General features: G+C 63.2%; 11 protein-coding genes. 3 read left to right on the forward strand and 8 right to left on the reverse strand.

Annotation, left to right across the window (positions count from 1 at the left end; genetic code table 11):
- The first annotated feature begins 47 nt into the window (after positions 1-47).
- Positions 48-2,621, forward strand: coding sequence for a DNA mismatch repair protein MutS (mutS, locus tag G1E_RS24800; protein ID WP_047150204.1), 2,574 nt, complete (start codon positions 48-50; stop codon positions 2,619-2,621).
- Positions 2,622-2,761: 140 nt separating this feature from the next.
- The gene (gene fdxA, locus G1E_RS24805) at positions 2,762-3,085 is read left to right on the forward strand and encodes a ferredoxin FdxA (RefSeq protein WP_009686058.1); all 324 of its coding nucleotides are present in this window, start codon (positions 2,762-2,764) and stop codon (positions 3,083-3,085) included.
- Between the two features lie 520 nt (positions 3,086-3,605).
- Here the strand turns inward: fdxA and rpoS are convergent.
- The 8 genes from rpoS to G1E_RS24845 form a co-directional block, all read right to left on the reverse strand.
- Positions 3,606-4,613, reverse strand: a complete 1,008-nt coding sequence (gene rpoS / locus G1E_RS24810) for an RNA polymerase sigma factor RpoS (RefSeq protein ID WP_009686059.1) — start codon at positions 4,611-4,613, stop codon at positions 3,606-3,608.
- Positions 4,614-4,721: 108 nt separating this feature from the next.
- On the reverse strand, positions 4,722-5,567 hold the full coding sequence (locus tag G1E_RS24815) for a peptidoglycan DD-metalloendopeptidase family protein (protein ID WP_047150205.1): 846 nt from the start codon (positions 5,565-5,567) through the stop codon (positions 4,722-4,724).
- Positions 5,568-5,786: 219 nt separating this feature from the next.
- Entirely contained in the window at positions 5,787-6,425 is a 639-nt protein-coding gene (locus G1E_RS24820; protein ID WP_009686062.1) for a protein-L-isoaspartate(D-aspartate) O-methyltransferase, read from the reverse strand.
- Positions 6,426-6,460: 35 nt separating this feature from the next.
- Entirely contained in the window at positions 6,461-7,210 is a 750-nt protein-coding gene (surE, locus tag G1E_RS24825; RefSeq protein WP_009686063.1) for a 5'/3'-nucleotidase SurE, read from the reverse strand.
- Positions 7,198-8,256: a tRNA pseudouridine(13) synthase TruD gene (truD, locus tag G1E_RS24830; RefSeq protein ID WP_009686064.1), complete on the reverse strand. Its 1,059-nt coding sequence runs from the start codon at positions 8,254-8,256 to the stop codon at positions 7,198-7,200. Before truD ends, surE begins: the two co-directional genes overlap by 13 nt.
- Complete coding sequence (gene ispF, locus G1E_RS24835; RefSeq protein ID WP_009686065.1) at positions 8,253-8,726, reverse strand: 2-C-methyl-D-erythritol 2,4-cyclodiphosphate synthase; 474 nt, start codon at positions 8,724-8,726, stop codon at positions 8,253-8,255. The genes truD and ispF overlap by 4 nt, the downstream gene beginning before the upstream one ends.
- A 149-nt stretch (positions 8,727-8,875) precedes the next feature.
- Positions 8,876-9,730: an S-formylglutathione hydrolase gene (fghA, locus tag G1E_RS24840; protein WP_009686066.1), complete on the reverse strand. Its 855-nt coding sequence runs from the start codon at positions 9,728-9,730 to the stop codon at positions 8,876-8,878.
- 8 nt (positions 9,731-9,738) lie between these two features.
- Entirely contained in the window at positions 9,739-10,851 is a 1,113-nt protein-coding gene (locus G1E_RS24845) for an S-(hydroxymethyl)glutathione dehydrogenase/class III alcohol dehydrogenase (protein ID WP_009686067.1), read from the reverse strand.
- A 106-nt stretch (positions 10,852-10,957) separates the two neighbouring features.
- Here G1E_RS24845 and G1E_RS24850 point away from each other — a divergent pair, with 106 nt between their 5' ends.
- Entirely contained in the window at positions 10,958-11,854 is an 897-nt protein-coding gene (locus G1E_RS24850) for a LysR substrate-binding domain-containing protein (RefSeq protein WP_047150206.1), read from the forward strand.
- Positions 11,855-11,913 lie beyond the last annotated feature (59 nt).

The raw sequence follows: 11,913 nt of genomic DNA on the forward strand, positions 1-11,913 counted from the left end.
TAGACGTTTTGCGATTGTCTAATAGACACCAAGCTCCAAGGCCTTGAATGTCCAGTCTTTCCGACCACACTCCAATGATGCAACAGTACTGGAAGCTGAAGAATCAGCACCCGGACCAGTTGATGTTCTACCGCATGGGCGACTTCTACGAGATCTTCTACGAAGATGCGAAAAAAGCCGCCAAACTGCTGGACATCACGCTGACCGCGCGCGGCCAGTCGGCCGGCCAGTCCATCCCCATGTGCGGGATTCCGTTCCATTCGCTGGAAGGTTACCTGGCCAAGCTGGTCAAACTGGGCGAATCGGTGGTGATCTGCGAGCAGATCGGCGACCCGGCGACCAGCAAGGGCCCGGTCGAGCGCCAGGTGGTGCGCATCATCACCCCCGGCACGGTCAGCGATGAAGCCCTGCTCGACGAACGCCGCGACAACCTGATTGCCGCGCTGCTCGGTGACGAGCGCCTGTTCGGCCTGGCCGTGCTGGACATCACCAGCGGTAACTTCAGCGTGCAGGAGATCAAGGGCTGGGAAAACCTGCTGGCCGAACTCGAGCGCCTGAACCCGGTCGAGCTGCTGATCCCCGACGACTGGCCACGCGACCTGCCCGCCGAGAAGCGCCCGGGCGCGCGGCGCCGTGCACCGTGGGACTTCGACCGCGACTCAGCGCGCAAGGCCTTGTGCCAGCAGTTCGCAACCAAGGACCTGAAAGGCTTCGGCTGCGACAAGCTGACCCTGGCCATCGGTGCCGCTGGCTGCCTGCTGACCTACGCCAAGGAAACCCAGCGCACTGCGCTGCCGCACCTGCGCAGCCTGCGCCATGAGCGCCTGGACGATACGGTCATCCTCGATGGCGCCAGCCGGCGCAACCTGGAACTGGACATCAACCTGGCCGGCGGGCGCGACAATACCCTGCAATCGGTGGTCGACCGCTGCCAGACGGCAATGGCCAGCCGCCTGCTGAGCCGCTGGCTGAACCGCCCGCTGCGCGACCTCAAGGTGCTCCAGGCACGCCAGGACTCGATTCGCTGCCTGCTCGACGGCTACCGTTTCGAAAAGCTGCAGCCACAGCTGAAAGAAATTGGCGACATCGAGCGCATCCTGGCGCGTATCGGCCTGCGTAACGCCCGCCCGCGTGACCTGGCCCGGCTGCGCGACGCCCTGGGCGCGCTGCCCGAGCTGCAGAACGCCATGACCGAGCTCGAAGCGCCGCACCTGGCACGCCTGGCTGCGATCACCGGTACCTACCCCGAGCTGGCCAGCCTGCTGGAACGGGCGATCATCGACAACCCGCCGGCGGTCATCCGCGATGGGGGCGTGCTCAAGGCCGGTTACGACAACGAACTGGACGACCTGCTGGCCATCAGCGAAAACGCCGGGCAGTTCCTGATCGACCTCGAAGCCCGCGAAAAGGCGCGCACCGGCCTGGCCAACCTGAAGGTCGGCTACAACCGGGTGCACGGCTACTTCATCGAGCTGCCGACCAAGCAGGCCGAACAGGCCCCCGGCGACTACATTCGTCGCCAGACCCTCAAAGGTGCCGAACGCTTCATCACGCCGGAGCTGAAGGCCTTCGAGGACAAGGCATTGTCGGCCAAGAGCCGCGCCCTGGCCCGCGAGAAGATGCTCTACGACGCCCTGCTGGAAACCCTGATCAGCCACTTGGCGCCGCTGCAGGACAGCGCTGCCGCCCTGGCCGAACTGGACGTACTCAGCAACCTGGCCGAGCGCGCGCTGAACCTCGACCTGAACTGCCCACGCTTTGTCGACGAGCCCTGCCTGCGGATCGAGCAAGGCCGTCACCCGGTCGTCGAGCAGGTGCTGACCACGCCGTTCGTGGCCAACGACCTGGGTCTGGACAACAACACGCGCATGCTGATCATCACCGGCCCGAACATGGGCGGTAAGTCCACCTACATGCGCCAGACCGCCCTGATCGTGCTGCTGGCCCACATCGGTAGTTTCGTACCGGCTGCCAGCTGCGAGCTGTCGCTGGTCGACCGCATCTTCACCCGTATCGGCTCCAGTGACGACCTGGCCGGCGGGCGCTCGACATTCATGGTCGAGATGAGCGAAACCGCCAACATCCTGCACAATGCCACTGACCGCAGCCTGGTGCTGATGGACGAAGTGGGCCGGGGCACCAGCACCTTCGACGGCCTGTCGCTGGCCTGGGCCGCCGCCGAGCGGCTGGCCGAACTGCGCGCTTACACGCTGTTCGCCACCCACTATTTCGAGCTCACCGTGCTGCCGGAAAGCGAGCCACTGGTGGCCAACGTGCACCTGAACGCCACCGAGCACAACGAACGCATCGTGTTCCTGCACCACGTACTGCCTGGGCCTGCCAGCCAGAGCTACGGCCTGGCGGTGGCACAACTGGCGGGCGTGCCGGCCGTGGTGATCCAGCGTGCCCGCGAACACCTTGGCCGGCTGGAAACCAGCAGCCTGCCCCATGAGCAGCCCGTGGCCCAAAAGGCCAAGGACGCGCCGCAGGTGCCGCACCAGAGCGACCTGTTCGCCAGCCTGCCACACCCGGCCATCGAAAAGCTGGGCAAACTGCAGCTGGACGACATGACCCCGCGTCAAGCTATCGAAATGCTATATCAACTAAAGAACCTGTTATAACGGCGCCCATTACAAGCTGGTAGAATCCGCCGCGGTTTGCTGGTGCTGCAGGTTATTAGCCTGGCCTGCAGCCACATGCCCGTAAACCGCGCGGCCCCGAGAGGAAGGGCCGCCGCCGTCGCCTGAGGAGAGAATTAAAAATGACCTTCGTTGTCACCGACAACTGCATCAAATGCAAATACACCGACTGCGTGGAAGTCTGTCCGGTGGACTGCTTCTACGAAGGCCCGAACTTCCTGGTTATCCACCCGGACGAGTGCATTGACTGCGCCCTGTGCGAGCCGGAGTGCCCAGCGCAAGCGATTTTCTCGGAAGACGAAGTGCCCGCGGGCATGGAGAACTTCATCGAGCTGAACGCCGAGTTGGCGGAAATCTGGCCGAACATTACCGAGCGTAAGGATGCCCTGCCAGACGCCGAAGAGTGGGATGGCAAGATTGGCAAGATTGCCGACCTGGAGCGCTGATAGCGCTGAAATGCCAAAAGGCCCTGCGGGGCCTTTTTTTGTGCCGGCAAAAACTGCGGACAAAAAAAAGGGGCGGTTTGACCCGCCCACATTTTTTCCGTAGTCCCTGCTTGTCCCAAACATCATCCTGATGAAATCGCGTCTTGCGATGTCCTTGGCCTTCATCCTGAAAGCCTGTGCATGTCCCTGTGCACAGTTCGAATACTAGCGGGTTCAGCAGCGCGGGCAAGCGCCGGAGTTTGCCGGATATTGCCGGGGAAACATTTACTCACCTGAAGATAAACCTTGTTTTTCAACAGGTTATGAAAAACCAGCATCTGAAAACGACATTGCTTTACTGCCGCTCGCTAGAATGGCTTACAGCACGAGTAAGCAAAGGCTTACAGCAGGTGTTAGCAGGGTAGCGCATTACATATTCGACAGGTTTTTTGCCGGGCAGTTGTGGGGGCTTTTGCCGTGCTTCAACCCACAAACAAAAACGCCCCGACGGTATCGGGGCGTTCGTGAGCGACTGCCTTGGCTACTGGAACAAAGACTCGCTGGACAAGCCGTTCTTCTCCAGGATCTCGCGCAGGCGCTTCAGGCCTTCTACCTGAATCTGCCGCACCCGTTCGCGGGTCAGGCCAATCTCCAGCCCAACATCCTCCAGGGTGCTGCTTTCGTGCCCGCGCAGCCCGAAGCGGCGTACCACCACCTCACGCTGCTTGTCGGTCAACTCGCCCAGCCACTGGTCGATGCTCTGCGACAGGTCGTCGTCCTGCAGCAGTTCGCAGGGGTCGGTGGGACGGTCGTCGGTCAAGGTATCGAGCAGGGTCTTGTCCGAGTCCGGGCCGAGCGAGACGTCTACCGACGACACCCGCTCGTTCAGGCCGAGCATGCGCTTGACCTCGGCAACGGGCTTTTCCAGCAAGGTGGCGATTTCTTCCGGCGAGGGTTCGTGGTCCAGCTTCTGCGTCAACTCGCGCGCAGCGCGCAGGTAGACGTTGAGCTCCTTGACCACGTGGATCGGCAGGCGGATGGTACGGGTCTGGTTCATGATCGCCCGTTCGATGGTCTGGCGAATCCACCAGGTCGCATAGGTCGAAAAACGGAAACCGCGCTCCGGGTCGAACTTCTCCACCGCACGGATCAGGCCCAGGTTGCCTTCCTCGATCAGGTCGAGCAACGACAGGCCACGGTTGACGTAACGACGGGCAATTTTCACAACCAGGCGAAGGTTGCTTTCAATCATGCGCTTGCGGCCGGCAGGATCACCTTTCTGCGACAGACGCGCAAAATGGACTTCCTCTTCCGGCGACAGCAGTGGCGAGAAACCGATCTCGTTGAGGTACAGCTGGGTGGCATCTAGCGCCCGGGTGTAGTCGATATACTTGTGTTGCTTGAGCGAAGAGCCCGACTTGGCCCTCGTCCGAACCGAAGATACAGCAGGTTCGTCTGACACCACATCCGTTTCCAAAACGATGCCCGTCTCCATCAGGAGGACGTCATCGTCGATGTCAAACTCCGGCACTTCTTTACTGAGAGCCATTGTTATAGTCCTTTGCTGAGTTCGAACTCAGACTCGAGCGGCACCTTTATCCCTGGCAGCGCTTGAGCCTGTCCCCTCTACATCACAGGAACAGGCCGGGTACAACGGTCAACGACGTGGCAGGAACTGGAGCGGATCGACGGGTTTGCCCTGGCGGCGAATCTCGAAATGCAGCTTCACCCGATCAGTGCCCGTGGACCCCATTTCAGCAATCGACTGCCCTGCCTTGACCTGCTGCCCCTCCCGAACCAACAGCCTGCGGTTGTGACCGTAGGCACTGACGTAGGTATCGCTGTGTTTGATGATGATCAGCTCGCCGTAGCCCCTTAATCCACTCCCGGCGTAAACCACTGCACCATCAGACGCAGCAAAAACAGGCTGTCCCAAATCACCGGCGATATCAATGCCTTTATTCAAACTACCGTTTGAAGCAAATTTTCCAATCAACACGCCATTGGCGGGCCAGGTCCAACCACCGACCGCGCGCTCTGCAGCGGGCACAGTGGCGACCACCGGCGCGCTGGTGGTGCCAGCCGGGGTAGCGGGTTTGCTGGAACCGGCCGGCGCCGTAACAGGCCGCCGCGTGACAGTGGTGCGGCTTGAGGAAGACGGGCTGGACACCACCGTGGTGCTGCTGCCGGCGCCGCTGCTGAACCGAATCGCCTGGCCCGGGCGGATGGTGTAGGGCGGCGCGATACCATTACGGGCGGCCAGCTCCTTGTAATCCCAACCATAACGGAAGGCGATGGAGAACAGGGTATCGCCAGGCTTGACGACGTATTGCCCGGAGGTCACCGTCGGGCGCTTGGGCGCACTGCTGTTGCGATCGACCACGCGCGCGCTGTTGCTGCCGGTGCTCGAGCAACCCACCAGTAGCGTGCCCATGGCCAATGCAATCACCAGAAGCTTGAAGCCCGAACCGTCCTTGCGCTGCCGAATGACTGTGTGACCCACCCGCGCTCCCCTCATGGTGCCGAAAAACGATATGAAGACAAGAAATGCAATATTGTTGCAATTATAACCAAGCGAGCCGGGATTGGCAGGCCGCCGCCAGGCTGTTGCGCAGCGTTACTGCAAGCGATGCGTTTACGCCACGCCCCGCCTGATAGACAGGGCGGCGCCGCGAGAATTCGCCGCCCACGCAAAAATACCCCGGCCGCGCACCGGTGCTGCTCAGGCCAGCGGCCCGTTCAGCAACGGGACAAAACGCACCGCACCGAGTACGCGACGCGAGAAGCCATGCTCTTCGCGGACGATCAGCATCAATTGCTGCGCTTCGCCCGCAGGCCCTACCGGTATGACCAGACGGCCACCGGGTGCCAGTTGGTCAAGCAGCGCCTGGGGCACTTCCGGCGCCACGGCGGTGACGATGATGCCGTTGTACGGTGCCAGCGCCGGCCACCCCTCGCAACCGTCGCCCCAGCGGAACACCACGTTGCGCAGGTTCAGCTCCAGCAGGCGTTCCTTGGCACGGTCCTGCAGCACCTTGATGCGCTCCACCGAGAATACCCGCTCGACCAACTGCGCCAGCACCGCCGTCTGGTAGCCGGACCCGGTGCCGATCTCCAGCACCTTGTCCAGCGGCCCGGCTTCCAGCAGCAACTCGCTCATGTGGGCAACCATGAATGGCTGCGAGATGGTCTGGTTGTGGCCGATTGGCAGTGCGGTGTCTTCGTAGGCGCGGTGCGCCAGCGCTTCGTCGACGAACAGGTGGCGCGGGGTGCGGCGGATCACGTCGAGCACCTGGGTGTTCGAGACGCCCTCTTCGCACAGGCGCTGGATCAGCCGCTCCCGGGTCCGTTGGGAGGTCATGCCGATGCCCCGCCGCAGCATATCGTCCTCGCGCATCAGAGCAGGCCCTCCAGCCAACCATCGAGCTGCTCGAAGGCATCACTGAAGGTGCGGTCGAGTTGCAGCGGGGTGATCGACACGTAACCCTGCATCACCGCATGGAAGTCGGTGCCCGGGCCGCCGTCCTCGGCATCGCCGGCAACGGCGATCCAGTAGCCTTCCTTGCCGCGCGGGTTGACCACCTTGGTTGGCGCGGCAGCCCGCGCGCGGTGCCCCAGGCGGGTCAGCTGGATGCCGCGGATGTGCGCCAACGGCAGGTTGGGAATGTTGACGTTGAGCACGGTACGCGGGGGCAGTGCCAGGCGCGACTGCGCCTCGACCAGGCGCCGGGCGATATGCGCCGCGGTCGGCAGGTTGTCGGGCTGGCGCGAGAGCAGCGAGAACGCCAGCGACGTCCCCCCGAGAAAGCGCCCCTCCAGCGCCGCGGCGACCGTCCCCGAATACAGTACGTCGTCCCCCAGGTTGGCCCCCAGGTTGATCCCCGACACGACCATGTCCGGGGTGTACGGCAACAGCCCGTTGAGCCCCAGGTGCACGCAGTCGGTCGGCGTACCGTTGAGGCTGATGAAGCCGTTGGCCAAGGTCTGCGGGTGCAGGGGCCGGTCCAGCGTCAGCGAACTGCTGGCGCCGCTCTTGTCTTGCTCCGGGGCAATTACCGCGCACTCGGCGTAATCCGCCAGCGCAGCGTGCAGCGCGGCGATCCCGGGTGCGGTAACACCGTCGTCGTTCGAAATCAGAATACGCATGGGCTGTCCGTCTGCCCTGCCGACACCAGATCCACGACTTCACGCACCACCACGGTGGCGAAGCATCCGGCCGGCAGGACGAATTCCAGTTGCAGGATATCAGGCTCGGGATAATGCCACGTAAGGCCGCCAATAGGGAGCCGCAGAATACGCCGTTCGTGATCCATGCCCGCCAGGGCCAGCCACTGGCACAGCGCCGGTTGCTGGTCGCCTACGGCATTTTCCAGCTGCGCGGGTGCGGCGGCGGCGGGCGAACCGCCCGCGCCCCACATCGGGCCAGTCGGGTGCAGGTCGAGAATGGCCAGGCGCGGGTCGGTACATTCCGCTTCACCAGCAGGGAAAAAACTGCGGCTGTCGGTGAACGTCAGCAGATCGCCGACCTGGGCCCGGTTCCAGCTGCCGTCGGTGACACGCGCCGCCAGCACCTGGTTGAACAGGTAGCTGCGCCCGGCCGACAGCAGCCGTGAGCGCGTGTTGCGTTGCTCGGGCAAGGCCTTGCGCGCCGCCCAGTCCAGGGCGTCATGGACATTGCCACCGCCGTGACCGAAGCGTTGGCTGCCGAAGTAGTTGGGCACGCCTTGTTGCTTGAGCAGTTGCAGCCGCGCATCCAGCGCCTGGTGATCGGCATTCAGCGCGGTCAGGCGCAAGGTGAAGCCGTTGGCCGAATGCGCACCACGCTGCAGCTTGCGCTGGTGGCGCACCTGCTTGAGCACGCGCAGGGTGGCATCTTCGGCGCGTGACAGGTCCGGGTCGGCCTTGCCTGGCAGGTGCAGGCTGAACCACTGGCGGGTCAGCGCCTGGCGGTCCTTCAGCCCGGCATAGCTGATGCTGCGCACCGGCACGCCTGCGGCGCGGGCCAGGCGGCGGGCGGCTTCTTCGGTATTGAGGTCACGCTTTTCGACCCACAACCACAGGTGCTCGCCCTGGCTCGACAACGGGATATCCAACACCTCGTCGACCTGGAAATCCTCGGCCACTGCCTTGAGCACAGCGGTGCCCAGTACCTCGCCCGATGCACGCGGGCCCAGCAGTTGCAGTTCCGTCATGCTGGCAGCAGCAGGGCAACCGAATGCACGGCAATGCCCTCCTCGCGGCCGCAGAAACCGAGTTTTTCGGTGGTGGTGGCCTTGACGTTGACCTGGTCGAGTTCGACTTGCAGATCTTCGGCGATCAACTGCCGCATGGTGTCAATGTGCGGGGCCATTTTCGGCGCCTGGGCGACGATGGTGGCGTCGACGTTGCCGACCTTCCAGCCCTTGGCGTGGACGATGCCTATCACGTGCCGCAACAGCACGCGGCTGTCGGCACCCTTGAACTGGGGGTCGGTGTCGGGGAAGTGCTTGCCGATGTCACCCAGCGCTGCAGCGCCAAGCAAGGCATCGCTCAGGGCGTGCAGCAGCACGTCGCCGTCGGAATGGGCCAGCAGGCCGAATGTGTGCGGGATACGCACCCCGCCCAAGGTAATGAAATCACCGTCGCAGAAACGATGCACATCGTAGCCGTGGCCAATACGCATAAGAAAACGCCCTGAATGAGTCAGGGCGTGATTCTACCTGCTTTGGCTGCCGTTGGGGCTGGAGGTGATCGCCTCAGAATTTTAGCGCCTATGCGATCGAGCGCCGCGCGGGCGGCGCTCGATCTCACAGACACCGAAAATGCAAAGCCCTACACCCGCCCCAGCGCCACCGCATGGTGGCGCAGGTGCTCTTCGATGAAGCTGGCAATGAAGTAGTAGCTGTGGTCATAGCCTGGCTGCAGGCGCAGGGTCAGCTCGTGGCCACCTTTGCGTGCTGCCTGCTCCAGCGCTTCAGGCTTGAGCTGCTTTTCGAGGAAGTCGTCACGGTCGCCCTGGTCCACCAGCAACGGTGGGCACTGGCCAGCGGCCGTCTCGGCCAGCAGTACGCTGGCATCCCACTCACGCCAGCGCGCGCGGTCGTCACCCAGGTAGCGGCTGAAGGCTTTCTCGCCCCACGGGCAATCCATGGGGTTGCTGATCGGCGAAAACGCCGACACCGAGCGATAACGCCCCGGGTTGCGCAAAGCGCATACCAGCGCACCGTGCCCACCCATGGAATGGCCGCTGATGCTGCGCTCGGCCGAGGCCGGGAAATGCGCCTCGATCAACGCCGGCAGCTCCTCTACCACATAGTCATGCATGCGGTAGTGCTTGGCCCAAGGCTGCTGGGTGGCATTGAGGTAGAAGCCGGCCCCCAGGCCAAAGTCCCAGGCGCCATCCGGGTCGCCAGGCACCTGCTCGCCACGCGGGCTGGTGTCCGGCGCAACGATGATCAACCCCAGTTCGGCAGCCAGGCGCTGGGCGCCTGCCTTCTGCATGAAGTTTTCGTCGGTACAGGTCAGGCCGCTCAGCCAGTACAGCACCGGCAGCTTGGCACCCTGCTCGGCCTGTGGCGGCAGGTACACGGCGAACACCATGTCGCAACCCAGCACGCTGGAATGGTGCCGGTAGCGCTTGTGCCAGCCGCCGAAGCTTTTCTGGCAAGAGATGTTATCCAGGCTCATGGCGCACCTCAGAAGTGGATGACGCTGCGAATGCTCTTGCCTTCATGCATCAGGTCGAAGGCCTTGTTGATGTCTTCCAGGCCCATGGTGTGGGTGATGAACGTATCCAGCGGAATCTCGCCTTTCTCGGACATTTCCACGTAGCTCGGCAACTCGCTGCGGCCACGCACGCCACCGAACGCAGAGCCACGCCAGACCCGGCCGGTCACCAGCTGGAACGGCCGGGTGGCGATTTCCTGGCCGGCACCGGCCACGCCGATGATGACCGACTCGCCCCACCCTTTGTGGCAGCATTCCAAGGCAGCACGCATCAGTTGCACGTTACCGATACATTCGAAGGAGAAGTCCACGCCACCGTCTGTCAGGTCGACAATCACTTCCTGGATCGGGCGGTCGTAGTCTTTCGGGTTGATACAGTCGGTGGCGCCCAGTTGACGGGCGATCTCGAACTTGGCCGGGTTGATGTCGATGGCGATGATGCGCGAGGCCTTGGCCTTCACCGCACCGATCACTGCCGACAGGCCGATGCCGCCGAGGCCGAAGATGGCCACGGTGTCACCCGGCTTGACCTTGGCGGTGTTGAGCACGGCACCGATACCGGTAGTCACGCCGCAGCCCAGCAGGCAGACCTTTTCCAGAGGGGCTTCTTTCTGGATCTTGGCCACCGAGATTTCCGGCAACACCGTGTACTCGGAGAAGGTCGAGGTGCCCATGTAGTGGAACAGTTGCTGGCCTTTATAGGAGAAGCGCGTGGTGCCGTCCGGCATCAGGCCCTTGCCTTGGGTAGCACGGATCGCCTGGCACAGGTTGGTCTTGCCCGAAAGGCAGAACTTGCACTTGCCGCATTCCGGGGTGTACAGCGGGATCACGTGGTCGCCCACGGCCAGCGAGGTCACGCCCTCGCCTACTGCTTCGACGATCGCACCGCCTTCATGGCCAAGAATGGATGGGAAGATGCCCTCCGGGTCGGCACCCGACAGGGTATAGGCGTCGGTGTGGCAGACACCGCTGGCAACCACGCGCAGCAGCACTTCACCGGCCTTGGGCATGGCCACGTCGACTTCGACGATTTCCAGGGGTTTCTTGGCTTCGAAGGCTACAGCAGCACGGGACTTGATCATCGAGTGTCTCCAGACAGGGTGTCAGTTCAGACCACCAGTGTAATTCACTGACTTTTGATGAATAATCCAGGCAAAGACAAAACATTATTGCTGTGCAGGGATAATCATGAGCAACCGCTGGGAAGGCATCGATGAATTCGTGGCTGTCGCCGAATCGGGGCAGTTCACGGCCGCCGCCGAGCGCCTGGGGGTTTCGTCATCACACATCAGCCGGCAGATCGCCCGGCTGGAAGAACGCTTGCAGACCCGCCTGCTGTACCGCAGCACCCGCCGCGTGACCTTGAGTGAAGCCGGGCAAACCTTTCTGCAGCATTGCCAGCGCCTGCAGGATGGCCGTGAAGAAGCCCTGCGCGCCATGGGTGACCTGGCCAGCGAGCCCAAGGGCCTGCTGCGCATGACCTGCGCGGTGGCCTATGGCGAGCGCTTCATCGTGCCGTTGGTCACCCGCTTCATGGCGTTGTACCCTCAGTTGCGCGTGGATGTGGAGTTGAACAACCACACCCTTGACCTGCTGCATGAAGGCATGGACCTGGCCATCCGCCTGGGCAGGCTGGCCGATTCGCGACTGGTGGCGACCCGCCTGGCGCCGCGGCGCATGTACCTGTGCGCATCGCCAGCCTATCTGGAGCGCTATGGCCGGCCGCACAGCCTGTCGGAACTGGCGCGGCACAATTGCCTGATCGGCAGCTCGGATGCGTGGGCACTGCAGCAGGACGGCCGCGAGATCAGCCAGCGGGTGCAGGGCAACTGGCGTTGCAACAGTGGTCAGGCGGTTCTGGATGCAGCCTTGCAAGGCATGGGCCTGTGCCAGTTGCCGGACTATTACGTACTGGAGCACCTGCACAGCGGCGCACTGGTGTCGTTGCTGGAGGGGCACCAACCGCCCAATACCGCGGTTTGGGCGCTGTACCCGCAACAGCGGCACCTGTCGCCGAAGGTGCGGCGGTTGGTGGACTATCTAAAGGAAGGGTTGGCGGGGTTACCGGAGTATCGCGGGGCCTGATTGCAAAGGGGTCCGCTGCGCGGCCCAATCGCCGGCAAGCCAGCTCCCACAGGGATCGC

Origin of the sequence: Pseudomonas sp. TJI-51, from assembly GCF_000190455.2 — a bacterium.
GTDB classification, from domain to species: domain Bacteria; phylum Pseudomonadota; class Gammaproteobacteria; order Pseudomonadales; family Pseudomonadaceae; genus Aquipseudomonas; species Aquipseudomonas juntendi.